Origin of the sequence: uncultured Pseudoteredinibacter sp., from assembly GCF_947500695.1 — a bacterium.
Taxonomy (GTDB): domain Bacteria; phylum Pseudomonadota; class Gammaproteobacteria; order Pseudomonadales; family Cellvibrionaceae; genus Pseudoteredinibacter.
Genome location: NZ_CANMSS010000003.1, coordinates 56,725 through 74,230, shown reverse-complemented (window position 1 = coordinate 74,230; position 17,506 = coordinate 56,725). Strand labels below are relative to the sequence as shown.

At 46.3% G+C, this 17,506-nt stretch carries 18 protein-coding genes; 6 read left to right on the top strand and 12 right to left on the bottom strand.

Features of this window, described 5'->3' with window-relative positions; translation table 11 throughout:
* Positions 1-36: 36 nt before the first annotated feature.
* From Q1A08_RS06975 to Q1A08_RS06955, 5 genes are read right to left on the bottom strand one after another with little or no spacing between them, the layout of a single operon-like run.
* Entirely contained in the window at positions 37-363 is a 327-nt protein-coding gene (locus Q1A08_RS06975; protein WP_299771238.1) for a deaminase, read from the bottom strand.
* 3 nt (positions 364-366) lie between these two features.
* Entirely contained in the window at positions 367-699 is a 333-nt protein-coding gene (locus Q1A08_RS06970; RefSeq protein WP_299771236.1) for a glutaredoxin domain-containing protein, read from the bottom strand.
* 39 nt (positions 700-738) lie between these two features.
* Positions 739-2,208 (bottom strand): VWA domain-containing protein, encoded by a 1,470-nt coding sequence (locus tag Q1A08_RS06965; RefSeq protein ID WP_299771234.1) that lies wholly within the window; start codon positions 2,206-2,208, stop codon positions 739-741.
* Between the two features lie 44 nt (positions 2,209-2,252).
* Positions 2,253-3,194, bottom strand: coding sequence for a MoxR family ATPase (locus Q1A08_RS06960; protein ID WP_299771232.1), 942 nt, complete (start codon positions 3,192-3,194; stop codon positions 2,253-2,255).
* 11 nt (positions 3,195-3,205) lie between these two features.
* Complete coding sequence (locus Q1A08_RS06955) at positions 3,206-3,895, bottom strand: nitroreductase (RefSeq protein ID WP_299771230.1); 690 nt, start codon at positions 3,893-3,895, stop codon at positions 3,206-3,208.
* Between the two features lie 260 nt (positions 3,896-4,155).
* Here Q1A08_RS06955 and Q1A08_RS06950 point away from each other — a divergent pair, with 260 nt between their 5' ends.
* On the top strand, positions 4,156-5,871 hold the full coding sequence (locus tag Q1A08_RS06950; protein ID WP_299771228.1) for an amidohydrolase: 1,716 nt from the start codon (positions 4,156-4,158) through the stop codon (positions 5,869-5,871).
* Between the two features lie 43 nt (positions 5,872-5,914).
* Here Q1A08_RS06950 and Q1A08_RS06945 read toward each other — a convergent pair whose 3' ends face one another.
* From Q1A08_RS06945 to Q1A08_RS06935, 3 genes are all read right to left on the bottom strand, one after another.
* Positions 5,915-6,487 (bottom strand): isochorismatase family protein, encoded by a 573-nt coding sequence (locus Q1A08_RS06945; RefSeq protein ID WP_299771226.1) that lies wholly within the window; start codon positions 6,485-6,487, stop codon positions 5,915-5,917.
* Positions 6,488-6,575: 88 nt separating this feature from the next.
* Entirely contained in the window at positions 6,576-6,998 is a 423-nt protein-coding gene (locus Q1A08_RS06940; RefSeq protein WP_299771224.1) for a biopolymer transporter ExbD, read from the bottom strand.
* Between the two features lie 121 nt (positions 6,999-7,119).
* On the bottom strand, positions 7,120-7,278 hold the full coding sequence (locus Q1A08_RS06935; protein WP_299771222.1) for a hypothetical protein: 159 nt from the start codon (positions 7,276-7,278) through the stop codon (positions 7,120-7,122).
* A 213-nt stretch (positions 7,279-7,491) separates the two neighbouring features.
* Here Q1A08_RS06935 and Q1A08_RS06930 point away from each other — a divergent pair, with 213 nt between their 5' ends.
* Positions 7,492-8,928: a coniferyl aldehyde dehydrogenase gene (locus Q1A08_RS06930; RefSeq protein ID WP_299771220.1), complete on the top strand. Its 1,437-nt coding sequence runs from the start codon at positions 7,492-7,494 to the stop codon at positions 8,926-8,928.
* Between the two features lie 67 nt (positions 8,929-8,995).
* On the opposite strand, the gene Q1A08_RS06925 is transcribed toward Q1A08_RS06930, so the two are convergent.
* Entirely contained in the window at positions 8,996-9,988 is a 993-nt protein-coding gene (locus Q1A08_RS06925) for a hypothetical protein (RefSeq protein ID WP_299771218.1), read from the bottom strand.
* A gap of 208 nt (positions 9,989-10,196) precedes the next feature.
* Positions 10,197-11,264, bottom strand: coding sequence for a DNA polymerase IV (dinB, locus tag Q1A08_RS06920; protein ID WP_299771216.1), 1,068 nt, complete (start codon positions 11,262-11,264; stop codon positions 10,197-10,199).
* A 158-nt stretch (positions 11,265-11,422) separates the two neighbouring features.
* Between dinB and Q1A08_RS06915 the strand changes: the two genes are divergently transcribed.
* Together Q1A08_RS06915 and Q1A08_RS06910 are read left to right on the top strand one after the other, a co-directional pair.
* Positions 11,423-11,830, top strand: coding sequence for a hypothetical protein (locus Q1A08_RS06915; protein ID WP_299771214.1), 408 nt, complete (start codon positions 11,423-11,425; stop codon positions 11,828-11,830).
* A gap of 240 nt (positions 11,831-12,070) precedes the next feature.
* Entirely contained in the window at positions 12,071-12,988 is a 918-nt protein-coding gene (locus Q1A08_RS06910) for a hypothetical protein (protein ID WP_299771212.1), read from the top strand.
* A gap of 71 nt (positions 12,989-13,059) precedes the next feature.
* Here Q1A08_RS06910 and Q1A08_RS06905 read toward each other — a convergent pair whose 3' ends face one another.
* Positions 13,060-13,941, bottom strand: a complete 882-nt coding sequence (locus Q1A08_RS06905; protein ID WP_299771210.1) for a LysR family transcriptional regulator — start codon at positions 13,939-13,941, stop codon at positions 13,060-13,062.
* Positions 13,942-14,272: 331 nt separating this feature from the next.
* Between Q1A08_RS06905 and Q1A08_RS06900 the strand changes: the two genes are divergently transcribed.
* On the top strand, positions 14,273-15,457 hold the full coding sequence (locus tag Q1A08_RS06900; RefSeq protein WP_299771208.1) for an acyl-CoA dehydrogenase: 1,185 nt from the start codon (positions 14,273-14,275) through the stop codon (positions 15,455-15,457).
* A gap of 103 nt (positions 15,458-15,560) precedes the next feature.
* The gene (locus tag Q1A08_RS06895; RefSeq protein WP_299771206.1) at positions 15,561-16,811 is read left to right on the top strand and encodes a CaiB/BaiF CoA-transferase family protein; all 1,251 of its coding nucleotides are present in this window, start codon (positions 15,561-15,563) and stop codon (positions 16,809-16,811) included.
* 81 nt (positions 16,812-16,892) lie between these two features.
* Here Q1A08_RS06895 and Q1A08_RS06890 read toward each other — a convergent pair whose 3' ends face one another.
* Positions 16,893-17,480, bottom strand: coding sequence for a hypothetical protein (locus Q1A08_RS06890; protein ID WP_299771204.1), 588 nt, complete (start codon positions 17,478-17,480; stop codon positions 16,893-16,895).
* Between the last annotated feature and the right edge of the window lie 26 nt (positions 17,481-17,506).

The following is a 17,506-nucleotide window of genomic DNA, read 5'->3' as shown; positions in this document are numbered from 1 at the left end:
GGGATCTAGGGCACCTCTGAATAATGCAGGTTTTGCTCAGCGGAGCCCTAGCATCGCTACTACAACATGCTTAATACCAGCATCAATTAGAGTTGGCGCGCAAGATGGCGTGCGACCTACAAATGAGCATGGCTCCAAGGTCACATAGGCTGTTAGCTCAGCCCTATCGCAATTGCAGGCATTGAGCGCCTGCACTTCTGCGTGATTGCCACCAACGGCTTGAGTAAAACCACGAGCGACGATGAGGTCTTGCTTGACAAGCAGACAAGCCACGGGGGGATTCGGCAAGCAAGCTGGTAAAGCATATCGAGATAACGCCAGCGCTTGCAGCATAAAAGCCTGCTTTTGCGTATACCGCTGCAATTGCTAACCTTCCAAATATTTTAAAATACGCTTTGTATCAAAACCCTTTATTACCTTGCCATTTACCAGCAGCAAAGGGACACCGCGACCACCAAGCGCCTTGAATTGATCATACCCCTCGCTTGAGCTTTCTACATCATACTCATAATAGGGAATATTATTCTGCTCTAGGAACTTGCGTGTTTTTTTACAATAAGCGCACCAGTCTGTGGCGTATAGAATAACCCTTTCTTCATGCTGAGCAGCATATTCGGGGGCTGGGCTATGAAAGCTAAACAGCTCATCGCGAAACTGATACAGCACAAGTAAAATTGCAACAAATATAAACTTTTTCAATACTCACCCACTACCGCGCTTGAAACCAAGGTCTCTATATTAACTATGCTTTAAAAGATTGCCTAGAATACGCTCAAGATCCCTTAATGAGTTACAACAATGCACCTCTGAGCAATAAGGCCGATATGAAGCCATAATAGAATCGCCAGTATCCCAGCTATTGATATGCTCTGGATTTAGCCATAGAACCCGCCCCGCCTGAAGATAAACCTTCTGCCATATATCGGCACGGCCATTGCCATTATTATTGCGAGCATCACCCAACATGATAACCGTGGTCTTTTGATCAACATCCTTCAGTGTATTTTCGGAAAAGTCCGCCAAGGCCTTGTCATAACTGGTAGACTGATTTGCCCACTTCGACATTATTTCAGCAAGCGCGTCCTCTAATTTATTTTCCTTAAACAGATCGGTTACTTCACCCATATCAGAGGAAAACACAAAAGAACGACTGCGAGGCAACACCTCTTGCAAGCTATGCACAAACAACAGTAAGAAGCGCGCAACTCGACTTACCGAACCACTAACATCGCAGATCACCATTACTTTGGGGCGATCCACTACGGTGGTTTTCCAGCGAGTATGGAACAAGACGCCATCATAGGCAGCATTGGCCGCTATGGTTTTTCGCACATCTAACAGGCCGCGTTTGCGCAATTTTCTCTTGCGACTGTGAAGGCTTGCCAGACGCTTAGCAGCCTTACGCACCAAATCAGCCATTTGCTGCATATAGTGGTTATCGATATTGGTAAGCTTTACTTTCTGCAAAGTGGTTTCACGCAGCTGCTGCCCCTTTGCCTCGGCATAGAGCAGATATTGCTGCTCAACATAATCTTTAACCTGTTCTTGCAGCTGGGTCTGGGCAGATCTGAGTCGATTGGCCAAACGTTGCTGGGCTAGCTCATTGCTTACGTCTAGAGCCAGCAGCTCTTGATTTAATGCTTCGTTACCCATGCGATTCATCATGCGATAACTAAACAAAGGCTTTTGGGTAAATAACTGAATATTTTGAACCGATTCTTGCTGTCCAGCTTTGGCTATCGCCATCGCAATAGCTGCAGGATCTGCCGCTTGTAGCATCCTCCCCAAAGGAGAGCTGGCGGAAACTTCTGTAGCAGAGTCCTCCGAAGACTCATCTTGCTCATTGTCTTCAGATTCGCCCCCGCCTTGCCCAGAACTGCTGGACACCTCACTTGCGCCGTCATTTGACGGCGACTCATCAGAACTTTGTTGATTCTGTTGTTCTAAATCATCGCCATCTTCAAGCGCCTCAGAACCTGAGGGCGAAGCAGGCTCTGCAAACTTAAAAAACTCATCAAAATAGTGTTCGTAAGTTTGCTTATCCTGTTCATTCTTTGCCAATACTAAGCCAAGGCCCTGACGCAGGCGAGACTTTCCTTGCAAGCCCAACAGTTCAGCTGTTTTTAAGGCATCTAGAGTCTCCGCAGGGGATATAGGCACCCCCTGCTGACGCAGAGTATGGATAAAATCGGCAAAGACTTTCTGCACTTTGACTAACCTACTTACTAATACGGTACATTTTTTAAAGCGAATTATTTGGGGCTAATTTGCCCCATAATTTTGCGAAGCTCAGGCTCCACAATTTCAATATCGTCCTGATATTTCAACAATAGGCTCAGGGTATCTCTCACCCACTTTTCATCAAGGCTATCAACATTCAGCAGTAATAAAGCACGCGCCCAATCGATAGATTCACTAATCGCCGGCACTTTCTTTAAGGCCATTTGGCGCAATTCATGCACAAAAGCGACCAGCTGGTCTCGCAAGCTGCTATCCATATCAGGAACTTGGCTGGCGATAATTTGATTTTCCAATGCAGTCTCTGGGAATGGAATATGCAGATGCAAACAACGACGCTTCAGTGCATCTCCGAGCTCACGGGTATTATTACTGGTAAGAAAAACAATTGGTTTGCTCTTAGCCTTTACCGTTCCGATTTCTGGAATAGACACTTGGTAATCTGACAGCAGTTCTAAAAGAAAAGCTTCAAACTCTTGATCAGACTTATCAATTTCATCGATCAATAAGACCGCGCCATCTGGCTCTCGTAAAGCTTGCAGCAATGGTCGGGTTTCTAAAAACTGCTCTGAGTAAAAGATATCGCCAAAGGAGTGCAGTCGTTCAACCGATTCATCCAAACCTCTAGCGCCACGCATTACATCACCCAGCTGATCTTTTAATACCTGGGTATAAAGCAGCTGCTTACCGTACTTCCATTCATACAGTGCCTTGGCTTCATCCAAACCTTCATAACACTGCATACGAATCAGTGGCGCAGCTAAATACTCAGCCGTTACCTTCGCCAACTCTGTTTTACCAACACCTGGAGGGCCTTCAACGAGAATAGGCTTTTGTAAATGGCAAGCTAGATACACAGCTGTAGCAATTGGGTCGCTACAAATGTATCCACGCTTTTCAAATGCTTCTTGCAAAACTTCTGGCGAAGCGATCTTATCTGCGTGCTTAATAATCATGCCAAGTGTACCTATTCGTAGAAGCTAACGTTTTCACCTAAGTCGGCGCGAACAGTTCGGGTGTTATTGGCGGCATGGTTTTTATCCTCGTATCCGAATGAAATACCACAAAGGATTTGCATGCTGTCGTCTTCGGGCAAACCCAGCTCTTTACGAACCAAATCGGGGTAATAAGCCAATGCACCTTGAATGCAACTACCCACACCGTAAGACTCCATAACAAGATTTAAAGTCTGCAAATAAATGCCCACATCCAAAGCATTCACAATACCGAAGCTCTTTGGCATTGCGATAAAAGCAACATGTGGCGCACCAAAGAAATCATAGTTGCGCAACATGGCCGCGCCACGACCTGCCTTGTCACCACGCTCGATACCCATGGAACCGTATAACGCATATGCGCAATCTACCTGACGCTGGCGATATTCATCGAAGAAACCTAATGTCACATCGAAATCGGGCTTGGAAGGCGCACCACTAACGATGGCCTCAGCCAGGCTTTTGGCAAACTGGCGGCAGCGCTCGCCCGAAATAATGTAGGCCTGCCAGGGCTGAGTATTACAGTTGGAAGGAGCCTGCTGGGATTTTTGAAAAATTTCCTGCAAAACTGGCTTCTCAATCACTCGATCGGTAAAACCGCGCACACTGTAGCGGTGCTCTAGCAAAGAAAATAAATCTGTTTCCTGGGGGGTAATACTCATGCCTTGGACCTATCCTTCTTTAAACCTACTGACTTTTAGCAAGCTGGAGATTACGACAATCAACCTTCAGCTGTTTGACACTACCTTAACGCGCAAATGACGTTTGTCTATGCCAAAAACGCCTTTTCTATCGACCGCTCAGGCCAAAGCAGGCTTTTCTATTCGGCTAGGCCAACAACTGTCACTTTTGGCCAAGTAGCGCGGGCCAAAATTTGATAGCCTGAACAATTTCAGCCAATCAACAATAATTAGAGGCGTCCATGTCGCTATTAAAAACCTTAATCAAGGCCTTAACTGGGCTTGCATTGCTACTGACAATAGTCGTAGTTGCCGTTTATATGCATTTCAACCCACAGCCAGAAGACGAGCAAGCCTTCATCAATGCTCGAATTCTGACCATGAACAGCAATGATGATGTCGCTGAAGCGATGTATGTAAAACGCGACAAAATAATCGCTGTTGGTAGCAATGAAGAGATTAAAAAGTTACTTAAAAACCCATCTCTTGCTCGAGATATGGCTGGCAAAACCATCATGCCAGGTATTATCGATGCCCATGGTCACTTTCCCGGCTCTGGCTTGGCGGCCGTTGCGGCCGATTTAAATAGCCCACCGATTAACGAAGTAAAGACGGTTGCCGATGCGCTTTCACGGCTGCGCGCACAGGTAGAAAAAAGCCCCAAAGGTAGCTGGGTGTACGCGTACGGCTATGATGATACGCAAATTGCCGAACAGCGGTTTTTAACGCGCCTTGAGCTGGATAGTATTTCTACCGAGCACAACATTTATGTGAGCCATATCTCTGGGCATATGGGCATGGCCAACAGCATGGCTTTTGCTTCAGTGGGTTACGATAAAAATACCAAAGACCCAGAAGGCGGCGTTATAGTGCGCAGCGAAGACGGTGAGCTGGCAGGCTTGGTAGAAGAAAATGCTCAATACCCTTTGGTGATGAAGGCTCTAGACCTTGGCTTAAAACAGTTTTATGCCATGTCCCGCTTCGCCAGTGAAAACTATCTGCAAGAAGGGGTAACCTCTGCCCAAGTCGGCTTGGCCAGCAAAAAATTCATCACACCAATTTCAGCTTTTGGCAAGCTTGGCATTTACCCACAGCGCGTCGTCATGTGGCCTGATTTAGAAGCTGCCAGAGCAATTCAAGCCGGAGAGCTTAGCGTTAATAATATTGAAAGCGATAGGGTAAAAGTTGGCGCCCTAAAATTAATAACCGATGGCTCCATTCAAGGCTATACCGGCTTTCTAGGCCACCCTTACCATGTACCGGCCGAAGGCAAAGACGATGACTATCGTGGCTACCCGACCATGAACAAAGAAGAGCTTTTTGCCAGCGTTGCAGAGTTCCACAAAGCGGGCTGGCAGATAGCCCTGCATGGTAATGGTGACGCTGCTATCGATCTGATTATTGAAGCCTTTCGCGAGGCCCAAAAAGCCCATCCAAGGGAAGATGCCCGCCCGATTATTATTCACGCTCAAATGACCCGTGATGATCAATTAGATCAATTTGCAGAGCTCGGTATGAGCCCAAGTTTTTTTAATAGCCATGTTTACTACTGGGGCGATCGTCACAAAGCTTTATTTATGGGGCCAGAGCGTGCAGCAAGAATGAGCCCGATGGCAGGCGCCAAGGCGAGAAACGTACCTTTCACCTTGCACCTAGATACGCCCATTGTGCCAATGACACCATTCTTAGCGGCTTGGTCTGCAGTCACCCGTGAAACGTCCAGCGGTGATGTCTTAGGCCCTGAACAAGCCATTACAGCAATGGAGGCATTAAGGGCTATTACGATCGACGCCGCTTGGCAGATATTTGCCGAACAAGAGCTAGGCTCATTAGAAGATGGAAAGTTAGCCGATTTCATCGTTTTAGATAGAGACCCGCTGTCAGGCCCAGAAGAGCTACGTAATACACAGGTAATTGAAACCGTTATCGGCGGCGTGCAGCGCTTTAGCAAACCTTAAGCTTTTGCTGAAAACTGATCGAAACAATAAATCTCGGTGGTGACTAAGCCTCCATGGCTTGTTCACCACTGAGAAGCTGACAGTACTCACCGGCTATATTACTTAGAAAGATATCGTGCACTTGTTCAGCGCTAAAATGAGCCCCCGATAAACTATCTATTGCTTGAGCAGGGCAGCATTCTGGCACTAGATAATTTTTAAAACCAAGCCCGGCCGCCATTCTAAGCGTCGCATCAACAGAGTTGTTTAACAGTACACCTGTAAAGACAAGCTCTTCAATACCACGAGCCCTAAGTATCTCTTCCAGTTCAGTTTGCGCAAAGGCACAATTCTCTCGCTTGCTTAGTACCAGCTCACCTACCATCGGCTCCAGCTCGGCTTTAAAATCAAACCAAGGCGATGATTGATGATACGGAGAATCTGGAAATCTCGATGAATGGCGAATATGAATCACCGGCCGTTGTTGCGCCCGCCAGTAAGCCAGCAAGTCTGCGCAAGCAGATTCTGCCTCAGGGTGGCTGCGAGCCAAGTCGCCGAAATGATCGATAGCCTGCTGCCAGTCAATAATAAGCAGTGCCGGCGTTGAGGTTTGAAACTGAAAATTAGATTTGTCCACTGTATTTCCCTCTGTGTAGCAAAAGGCAGTGTCAGAAACAAAAACAGGAGCCTAAGCTCCTGTTTTATTGCACCGTTAGATATAAAGCTTAGCGCTTCTTAATGTCTGGTGCCAAAGATACGTTATAAACGTTAGCTTCACGTGCCGCATCAGCAATTGCAATGTACTTTTCAGCACTCGCTTTACCGTCAGCTTTGATAATTACAGAAGCTTGAGGGTTCTCTGCGCTCATACGCTCAATGTTAGCACGTACCGCACGAACATCAACACGACGACCTTCCATCCAAATCTCATCCGTAGCGGTTACTTCCACTAGGATGTTTTGCGGGGCTTCAGGTGGCGGAGGATTATCATTTTCAGGCGGAATATTCACGCCGATACCCACTTCCTTCACAAAAGAGGCCGTTACAATAAAGAAGATCAACATGATAAATACAACGTCCAGCATGGGCGTTAGGTCAATATCAGCTTTTTCTTCTACTTCAACTTTGTTCTTCTTACGACGGCTCATTATTGCTCCGTTATTCTAGTCTTGATTTACTCTGCCGGTATCTCCAAAGTCCTGAACAAATGACAAACCCGTGAAATAAAGCTTAGTTAAAAAAGCCTTACCACACAGCAGTGTGCATTTTTTACTCAGATTGGGAACCTGCTATTTTATCATCGCCTTGGGCAGCTAGTGCCAGCAAGGATGACATGTTAGCGGTTTTACCTGCACAGGCCAAGTGGCAAGTCACCATAATATGCATGGTGTTCGCAATATCGGTGTTGCTATCCGCAATTCTTAACACGCCAAACACTATGTAAATGGGCTATTTTTACCCAATCACGCCAAAGCCACAGTCCTGCGAACCCTTATTAGTACATTTGTGCAATATTTTGCTAATGTGAGAGCTGGTGTCATTGTGGGGCTCCCTAGCTCATCGTCTAGCTCCCCCTTTGTAGGCGCTCTATATCTCAGACAATTTTAACAACGAAATCCGACACAACAGGAGACCCGCACCATGAACCAAGCGGCCAGCCCTAATTTAAACGTTGAAGCCTCTGCCCAACGTGTACAAGAAACATACGAAAAGCAGCGTCAGGCTTACCTAGCAAATCCATACCCAGAGTATGAAGAGCGCCTAGCCAATCTGCAAAAGTTAGAAAACATTCTAAAGAACAACCGGGTTGCCATTACCGAGGCGATTAATAAAGATTATGGCAACCGCTCTATTCATGAGACAGAGTTTCTTGAGCTATTTGGTTCAATTGATGGTATCAAATATTGCCGCAAGCAATTAAAAAGCTGGATGAAACCACAAAAGCGCCACACTTCTATATGGTTTTTTGGTGGCAAGAATAAGGTGCTACCACAACCAAAAGGTGTTGTAGGTATTGTGGTACCGTGGAATTATCCGCTGTTTCTATGCATGAGCCCGCTGGCTAATGTGCTCGCAGCAGGCAATCGCGCCATGATCAAAATGGCCGCCAACTCACAAAATCTATGCCGCCTACTTGCTGATTTGGTGAATAAAGAATTTGGTGAAGACACCCTCGCCATCTTACCTGGCGTGAGCGCTTCAGACTTCACTGATATGCCGTATGACCACCTAGTTTTCACCGGCTCTCCAAATGTTGGTCGCCAGGTAATGGAAAAAGCTTCTAAGCACCTAACCCCCGTTACCCTAGAACTAGGTGGTAAATCACCGTGTATTGTTGCCGAAGACTATGACATCGAACTCGCTTGTGAGCGTATTTTACAGGGTAAACTGTACAACGCGGGCCAGACCTGTGTTGCCCCAGACTATGTGTTCCTACCCGAAAGCAAAGCAGATGCTTTTATCGAACATGCGAAAAAAATTGTTCCGCAACGCTACCCTAATCTAGAGACCAAGGACTTCACCGCCATTATCGACAAGCGAGCATACTCCCGTTTGATTCAGACTTTGGATGATGCAAAAGAAAAAGGGGCTCAAGTTGTCAATCTGCTTGGTGATGTGGAACCTAGCGATGAGCTAGAGAAGATCCCGCCCACGTTAATTCTCGACAGCACAACTGAAATGACAGTAATGCAAGAAGAGATCTTCGGCCCGATTATGCCGGTGAAGACCTATCGCGATATTAACGAAGTCATCGAATTTATTAATGTTCGTGAACGCCCCTTAGCGCTTTACCTATTTAGTAAAGATAAGCCTCTGCAAGATAAGGTGATTAAAAACACTATTTCTGGCGGCGTAAGCTTGAATGACGTGATGATGCACGTTGCACAGCACGATATACCTTTTGGTGGTGTTGGTAATAGCGGCATGGGGCACTACCACGGTAAGGAAGGTTTTATTGAGTTTTCCAAATTAAGGCCTATCTTTCAGCAAGCTCCGAGTCCCGGTACTAAGTACATGGTGGCTCCGTTTGGTAAAACCATGGACTTTATGCTGCGCATGATGCTCGGCAAGCGATAAGCCTTGCTGCAACACAAACCAAAAATAAAAAAGGGCCTTTAAAAGGCCCTTTTTTATTTCGCAAACTTTATAGCTTACGTTTATAGGTTGCGGCCGCTTTATTTCGTTCATCCAAGCGATTAAGTATCGCCGCCATTTCATCAGCTTGAGATTCGGCCTGTTGGCGCTTAGCCGCTTCGATAGAGGCTTTTTCTTGCTCAATGGCTTCTTTAATTCGCTTTTCTTTTAAGCTCGAACCAGTACGACCTTTGGCCACAGCGACTTTTGCAGGCGATTTAACGGCCGCTTTAGAACTGCTGACAGCTGCCGAGCTCTTCGGTGGCTTGCTGCTAACCGCACTGCGCAATGAAGTCTTCGACTTACCTCTTTTGCTGGCCGCCGGCTTTTTCTTTTGCGCTAAACGACGCTGTTCGATTTGCAGCAACACAGCTTGCATTTCTTTAGCTTCCGCACTCGCTTGTTGCTGCCTTAATACAGACCGCTGCTCACGCTCGGCCGTAATTGCTTCTTTGATACGCTTTTCTTTGCTCGCTGAACCACTGCGCCCATTGGCCACTTTTTCGCTCGCCAGCAACTCTTCTTTTTCTGCAGCGCTTGGCTTTCGAGTACCTTGACTAGAGCTTGAGGCGGTTTTATCCCCAGATCCCGTAGTCTTAGTGTTTCTCTCTAACCCTTCGGCCGGAATAAGTTCTTCGACTAACTCGCTTTCGTATTCGGCTTTTGCCATCGAAAACAATTCTCGAATATCGCTACTAACTTGCGTTGCGCCACTGCGCTTGTTAACGCCATCACTAGCGCGGCCCAGTTTGATCGGTCTGGCGCCTAAGGTTTCCTTAGCTTCACTCAATAATTCACGTAATTCACGGCTATTTTCCGCAAACGCCCATTCTTCAACGGAAAATTTCTCTACACCATGCAAGCGAATTGCTGCCTGCAAAGCCCCCTCTTGCCCCTCATCCGCTGCGGCTACAATTGATGCCCACTGGGCTTCAATAGATTCCTTGGCTGAGCCTACATACACATCTTGGCTAACATCACAGCTTACGGTAAAAACAAACACAAACGCTCCCCGGCTTAAATAACACCGATACCCCAAAGGGGTCACTCAAAAAGGGTGGCGATTATAATGAGTTCGGCGGGAATTTGTAGCGCCACTGAAGAAAAAACTAGGATTAACTAAAGCAGGATAAATAATCGGGGATTCCTGCTGCTGGCTCTGCCCAGTTATGGGGCACTTGCATTAGAAAACACTGGAAGCTGATGATTTTTTAGGCAAAAAGATCACTCTGAGGATCTTCAGTTTGTGGCTCTTGAAAACGCACCCCCAAACCGAGCAATCTCACGGGCTGAAAAGAACGCTCAAAGGCCTCGGAAATAAGCTGCTGATAGGCCTCTAAAGAGTAATGTGCAGATTGTTTTTCCACAGTTGTGGATGAAAAGTCATGAAATTTTAGCTTCACAAATGGCTTGCTGATGACATAACTGTCATCGAGGGCCGACAAACGCTTGTGTAAACCCTCCAATAGCCCCGGAATTTGCTCGAAGCAGGCTGCTAAATCAGGTAAATCACTAGCAAATGTATGCTCCACACTGAGTGATTTTCGCCGGCGACTTCGCTCAACTGGGCGATAATCATTACCTCGACACAGGTCATAAAGGCGCCGTCCAAAGCTTCCAAACTTGGCCTGCAAAAATTCCAAGTCATAGTCTTTCAGCTGGTAGCAATGCGTTATGCCCATCGACAGCAGTTTTTGTTCGGTGACTTTGCCAACACCGTAAATTTTATTAACACCAAGGGCCGCCACAAAATCACCTTGTTCAGCCTGAGAAATAACCGTTAAACCGTTAGGTTTTTTCCAATCACTTGCTACTTTGGCTATAAATTTATTGTGGGCCACCCCTGCTGAAACTGTAATCCCCAATTCAGCCTTAATTTCTTGGCGAATTAATTCAGCAATGGCGGCGGCACTATCATAGGCGCCTTGATTTACTTGCTGCGAAACATCCAAAAAAGCCTCATCAAGTGACAGAGGCTCAATCACATCGGTATAGCGATAAAAAATATCCTGCATTTGACGAGAAACTTCTCGATACTTTTCCATATTTGGTCGCATTGACAAAATACCAGGACAAAGTCTGCGGGCATAGGCCATTGGCATCGCCGAGCGCACACCAAATTTACGCGCCTCATAATTACAGGTCGCAACGACACCACGACCTTTTGCTTCGCCACCAATGGCCAAGGGCCTGCCGATTAAGCTGGGATCGTCTCGCATTTCTACCGAGGCATAAAAGCAATCGGCATCGCAGTGGATGATATGGCGCTCTGGACTCATATAAGCTTTAAAAGTCGTAAGATTCTGGGCTACTTATGGATAGACGGGTATATAATATAATGAATCCGTCGCTTGATAGTTTATTGTAACACTCAGGCAGTGTCGGATTTAGACAGTTTTAGCTAGCCGATCAAAGTAAATACCAAAGAGACTCAATTATGAGCGTAGAATCCTGGGACCCAAATGCCAGCGAACAAGAAAAAAGCTATGCATTGGAACACGACGTCTTGCTGAATATTATCAGCCAACGACAAAATAGCGATGAAAAACCGATTGCTGATTATTTTGACGCTGCTGAGCTGCAAAAGCATAGCGCCATGATGAAACAGGGTAGAGAAAATTGGCTATCCGCCGTTACAGATTTTAATGAGGCGCAATTACTGAGTTTGATCGAGTTTCTGACCCTAGCGGAAAAGCAAATTGCTAGCTGGCACGCCGGTGAAGACTCCCCAGTGATATATATTGTTAAATTTATGCGACAAAACAAAATGCCGTTAAAAAGGGAAATGTTGCTTTGGATTAAAGCCAATAGCGATAACCGTTTTTTGCCAAATGGCCCCCTATAAAAATGAAATTTTCTGTTTTTTTTCTAAAATTAATGTGAATTCAAGAAAAACGGCCAATAAATACCAAAAATTGCTATTTTTTTGACCATAAACTCTTGAATTTTGTCAGTAAAGACGTACCTTATACACGCGTCGTAGTCGGCTGGTTATTTTTACTCTCAGATCCGCGCCATAAGCGGGCTGGACAGCCACTAAAAAGAAGTTTCAGTGCTAGATTAATTACATTCAAAGGAAAATAAGATGGCAGCTCGTAAAGCTAACGATCCAGTCGCTAAATTAGAAGCAGAACTGGCCAAAATCCAAGCTCAATTGGTTAAAGCTCGCGCTAAGCAAGAAGCCGACTTGGGTAAAGAAACCACCAAACTAGAAAAAGCCGCTGCTAAAGCCGCTGCCAAAGCGAAAGCTTCCGGCAACAAGGTTGCAGCTATCCGTAAGAAGAAGAAGTCTGCTGCTCAAGCTAAGCAATTGGCTGCTGCGACTAAAGCCGCTGCTGCTGATAAGAAAGCTGCTGCTGACGCTAAAGCTACCGCTTCTGCGGCCAAAGCTGAGCTGAAAGCTGTTAAAGCTGCTAACAAGAGCGCTAACGACCAAGCTAAAGCTATCGCTAAGGCTGAAGCTGCTCTTGCTAAGAAGCAAAAAGCTGCTGACAAGAAAGCTGCTGCTAAAGCTAAAACCGCTGACAAGAAAGCCGCTGCTCGCGCTAAAGTAGCTGCTAAGAAGAAGGCTGAGCGTGAAAAGCTAGCTGCTAAGAAAGCTGCTGCTAAGGCTAAAGCTGCTGCTAAAGCTAAAGCTACCCGTGAAAAGGCTGCTGCAAAGAAGAAAGCTGCTAAAGCTAAGGCCGCTGAGAAGAAAGCCGCTGCTAAAGCTAAGGCTGCTGAGAAGAAAGCCGCTGCTAAAGCTAAAGCTGCAGAGAAGAAAGCTGCTGCTAAAGCTAAAGTTGCTGCTAAGAAAGCCGCTGCTAAGCAAAAAGCTGCTGAAAAGAAAGCTGCCGCTAAAGCTAAAGCTGCTGCCAAGAAGAAAACTGCTAAGAAAAAGCCAGCTGCTAAGAAGAAGCCAGCTGCTAAGAAACCAGCGGCCAAAAAAGCTGCTGCTAAGAAGCCTGCTGCTAAGAAAGCTACCCGTCGCGGTCGCCCTGCCAAGAAAGCTGCTAAGAAGTAATTACAGCATTCTTTGCAAAAACGGCGCTTCGGCGCCGTTTTTTTTGCCTACGATATTATCAAAAGCTCCTATCAAGCAATTTCCGCCACAGATTGAATCAAATAATCGATAAATGCCCGGTTCGCAGGTGACAGATAGCCCCCCTTTTTCCAACCAATGCCCAGCTCTATATATTGCGGCTCGTTAAAGGAAACCGAAACCAAGTCTTTTTCCGCATCCACCAAACGCCTTAAACACAAGCACATACCCTCACCCGAGGCCACCATACTGACCATTAAACGCAAGATATCTGTCTCGATAATAATGTTCGCCTTATGAGCAGCTTGCGACTCTAAACGGTTTAGAATTTGCCGCAAGTGATAACCCTGGTGATATACCAATAAGGGCTCTTCTTTTATATCAAGGAAGTCGACAGCTGTTCGATCTGCGAATGGATGGTCGCTCGCCATACAAAGAACCACCTCTTCTTTTAATAGATAACGAGATTCAATCTGCTCAGAGTGCTGTTGAACATTAACAATGGCCATATCAGTAGAGCCATCTAGCAACATTTGCTCGGCACGCTGAGTACCTTCAGCGCTAATGTGCAAATCAATGCCTGGGTAAGCTCGACGAAAGGCGATCAGCTGCTCTGGCAAAAAATATGAGCCTAACATTGCGGGTGTATCCAAACGTACTTGGCCACTCTTTAAGGCTTCTAACTCCTTAAGCTCATCCTTAGCTTGCTGAAACTCAACCAAAATTCGTTCGGCACGATGCAGCAGCTTTTCACCGGCTGCGGTTAACTCAATACGTCGATCAATACGATTAAACAATCGTGTACTTAACTCTTCTTCGAGCTTTTTCACTGCAATACTCACCGCCGGCTGTGCCATATGTAACTCTAAGGCCGCCTTGGTAAAGCTCTGGCTGATGGCCACCTGGCGAAATATCTGTAATTGACGCTTATCCATTCGAGACCTTTGCTTGAGGACTTGCTACGGGATGCTTATCTAAAAGGGTTAGCTATGTAAGGCACAATAAAGCTGAAACCGATTAACGCGCCCCATATATAAAAGACACTCCCCCGTATAAAAGAGGACATAATCTATATGCAAAGCACCGTTCATATTCAAAGCGCTGTTCAATTTCAAAGCACTACCCATATATAAAATATATGCCAACAATATAAACGATATATTTTATATATGCACCCAGCTAGAGTATAATTAGATTACATGTGAAGTTTTGGCTTTTTGAGCTGCAAACTAAGATTAGCGAAACAACAATCAACCGGAGTACACCATGGCGAAGTCCCCTTGGGCCAGCTTTAACTGGCAAGACCCTTTCTTGATGGATTCAATGTTGACCGAAGAAGAGCGCATGGTGCGTGATTCTGCTCACCAGTATGCCCAAGAGCAGCTGTTGCCACGCGTACGTGAGGCCTATCAAAAAGAAGAGACCGACATCAACATCTTCCGCGAAATGGGCGAGATGGGCTTGCTAGGCGCGCCTCTAGAAGGTTATGGCTGTCCTGGCGTTAGCTATGTAGCTTACGGTTTGATTGCTCGTGAAGTTGAGCGTGTAGACTCCGGCTACCGTTCAATGATGTCTGTTCAGTCTAGCTTGGTAATGTTCCCTATTTGGAGCTACGGTAGCGAAGAGCAAAAAGAAAAGTATCTACCTAAACTAGCCAGCGGTGAATACATTGGCTGTTTCGGCCTAACTGAACCCGATCACGGTTCTGACCCAGGCTCGATGATCACTCGCGCTAAGAAAGTAGATGGTGGCTACCGTCTAACTGGCGCCAAAATGTGGATCACCAACTCACCTATCGCTGATGTTTTTGTAGTCTGGGCCAAAACTGAAGATGATGTTATTCGCGGCTTTATTCTAGAAAAAGGCTGGGAAGGCTTAAGCGCACCAAAGATTGAAGGCAAACTAGCGCTACGCGCTTCTGTCACTGGTGAAATTGTGATGGACAATGTGTTTGTTCCTGAAGAAAACCTAATGCCAGGTGTTCAAGGCTTGAAAGGCCCATTCGGCTGCCTGAACTCTGCACGCTTGGGTATTTCTTGGGGAGCTTTAGGCGCTGCAGAAGCTTGCTGGTACTCTGCTCGTGAATACACCATGGATCGTAAGCAGTTTGGTCGCCCATTGGCACAAACCCAGCTGATCCAAAAGAAACTAGCGGTAATGCAAACCGATATCAGCCTTGGTCTGATGGGTAGCTTGCGTGCATCTCAGTTGAAAGACGCAGGTCAATTAGCGCCTGAGCTAATTTCTATGATGAAGCGTAACAACTGTGTTAAAGCTCTGGAAATTGCCCGTGAATCTCGTGACATGCACGGTGGTAACGGTATTTCTGATGAGTACCCAGTAATGCGTCACATGTGTAACTTAGAGGTAGTTAATACCTACGAGGGCACTCAAGATATTCACGCATTAATTCTTGGCCGTGCTCAAACTGGCCTGCAAGCGTTTTTCTAAGTCTTAGCAAACGCTGTTAAAGCTACGGTTTTTATACCGTTTAAAGGGCCGATACCACGGCCCTTTTTTCTTCTTCACTTTTAAATATATATTTGGAGCAGTCATGTCCAGCCAGACTAATAGCGCCAATCAATCCGGCCCTCTCAGTGGTTTTCGTGTTCTTGATATGAGCCGAATTCTTGCTGGCCCTTGGAGCGCACAAACCCTCGCCGACCTTGGAGCGCAGGTTATCAAAGTAGAGCGCCCGAGAGTGGGTGATGACACTCGCCGCTGGGGACCTCCTTATTTAAAAGATAGTGATGGCCAAGACACAGCCGAAGCGGCCTACTATACCGCGGCCAATCGTGGCAAAGATTCGATTACGGTTGATATTACTCAATCTGAAGGCCAGGAGATTATTAAAAAGCTGGCCCAAAAGTGCGATGTATTAATCGAAAATTATAAAGTTGGCGGCTTAAAAAAATACGGCCTAGATTATGAATCACTAAAGGAGATCAACCCTGCTTTAGTGTACTGCTCGATTACGGGTTTTGGGCAAGACGGGCCCTATGCTCAGCGTGCTGGCTATGATTTTATGATTCAGGGCATGGGTGGCCTGATGAGCATTACCGGCGAAAAAGATGGTGTTGCCGGTGCTGGCCCACAAAAAGTTGGCGTCGCTGTTACTGATTTATTTACCGGGCTGTATGCCACCATTGCTATTCAGGGCGCTCTTTTGGAACGTCAGCGTTCGGGCCTTGGCCAACATATCGATATGGCATTACTTGATGTGCAAGCGGCTGTACTGGCCAATCAAGCTAGTAATTATCTGGTGGGGGGCGTAGTACCTCAGCGCATGGGTAACGCACACCCCAATATCGTGCCTTACCAAGCTTTTGCTACCAGCGATGGCTTTATCATTCTTGCCGTTGGTAACGATGGCCAATTCGAAAAATTATTACAGCTGGCTGGGCGCGAAGAGCTAATGCAAGATGAACGCTTCGCTACCAACCCCGCCCGAGTACAAAACCGCGAGATCGTTTGCGAAGAGGTGGCCAATATTATGGTGCAAGAAAGCCGTGATTACTGGCTGGAAGAATTATCTGTTCGCGGTGTGCCATGCGGCCCCATTAATAATATTGAACAGGTTTTTGCCAACCCGCAAATCCAGCATCGCCAAATGCAAATCGAGGTAGAACATCCTCTATCTGGCAGTATTTCTTTATGCAATAGCCCCATAAAATACAGCCGTACTAAAGTCGAAATCAGCAAAGCCCCACCACTGCTTGGCAACGACACCGAAACAATTTTATCGGATGTTCTAGGTTTAGGCGAAGAGGAGCTTAAAGCCTTGAAAGAAAAGGGTTGTATCTAAGCCCCATTCAAGCCAAAAACAAAAACAGGAGGCCATGCCTCCTGTTTTATTTTGTAAGCCCAAATTTAAAGTAGAAATATACTACTCATCTTCTCGGCCAGTTAGTTTTAAACGATAACTGGTGCCACTAGTGAATATACACTCGGCCCTAAATGCTAGCGGCTCTCCGATCAAGCTAACGGCATCAAAATCAATTGCAATACCCACCGTCGCATCTTTATACAAGGTGGGCTCTGGGCGTTTTCGAGTGAGTACTCGAATCGTACGAAAATCCGCGTACATATCGTTCACTGCCTTTTTACAGGCCATCCAATATTCACGCATAGAGCGCTCGCTAGGGCCAGTATGGAAACGAGATTTTGTGCGATCGTAGGTAGTGAAGCTGCTGCCATCGAGTAGAAGGGAGAAGGTTTTACGCTCATCGTCGCGACATAGAATTTTAAAAACCGGCACCTGCAAGCTGCTTAGATCAACATTTACCGTGCCTTTTAAAACCTTGCTGCAACGGGGGTTAGTACGAGCGACTTCAACGGCTTGCTTTAGCTCTGGCAGCTTCTCTTTATAAGTCGTCGGCAGCCATAAATAGGGCTCAGCAGCCGAACTGACAGCGGATATAAAGAACACAAATAGACCAGATAGAAAACGGCGGGCAGGCATAGCAAATTCCATAAACTCTTCCATTATAGTTATAGCGG

Excerpts from the sequence above, each read along its gene's own strand:
- Q1A08_RS06895 (WP_299771206.1), top strand. The coding sequence starts at position 15,561 with ATGTCCAGCCAGACTAATAGCGCCAATCAATCCGGCCCTCTCAGTGGT.
- Q1A08_RS06890 (WP_299771204.1), bottom strand. The coding sequence starts at position 17,480 with ATGGAATTTGCTATGCCTGCCCGCCGTTTTCTATCTGGTCTATTTGTG.
- Q1A08_RS06910 (WP_299771212.1), top strand. The coding sequence starts at position 12,071 with ATGGCAGCTCGTAAAGCTAACGATCCAGTCGCTAAATTAGAAGCAGAA.
- Q1A08_RS06960 (WP_299771232.1), bottom strand. The coding sequence starts at position 3,194 with ATGATTATTAAGCACGCAGATAAGATCGCTTCGCCAGAAGTTTTGCAA.
- Q1A08_RS06955 (WP_299771230.1), bottom strand. The coding sequence starts at position 3,895 with ATGAGTATTACCCCCCAGGAAACAGATTTATTTTCTTTGCTAGAGCAC.
- dinB (WP_299771216.1), bottom strand. The coding sequence starts at position 11,264 with ATGAGTCCAGAGCGCCATATCATCCACTGCGATGCCGATTGCTTTTAT.
- Q1A08_RS06915 (WP_299771214.1), top strand. The coding sequence starts at position 11,423 with ATGAGCGTAGAATCCTGGGACCCAAATGCCAGCGAACAAGAAAAAAGC.
- Q1A08_RS06940 (WP_299771224.1), bottom strand. The coding sequence starts at position 6,998 with ATGAGCCGTCGTAAGAAGAACAAAGTTGAAGTAGAAGAAAAAGCTGAT.
- Q1A08_RS06950 (WP_299771228.1), top strand. The coding sequence starts at position 4,156 with ATGTCGCTATTAAAAACCTTAATCAAGGCCTTAACTGGGCTTGCATTG.
- Q1A08_RS06900 (WP_299771208.1), top strand. The coding sequence starts at position 14,273 with ATGGCGAAGTCCCCTTGGGCCAGCTTTAACTGGCAAGACCCTTTCTTG.
- Q1A08_RS06930 (WP_299771220.1), top strand. The coding sequence starts at position 7,492 with ATGAACCAAGCGGCCAGCCCTAATTTAAACGTTGAAGCCTCTGCCCAA.
- Q1A08_RS06905 (WP_299771210.1), bottom strand. The coding sequence starts at position 13,941 with ATGGATAAGCGTCAATTACAGATATTTCGCCAGGTGGCCATCAGCCAG.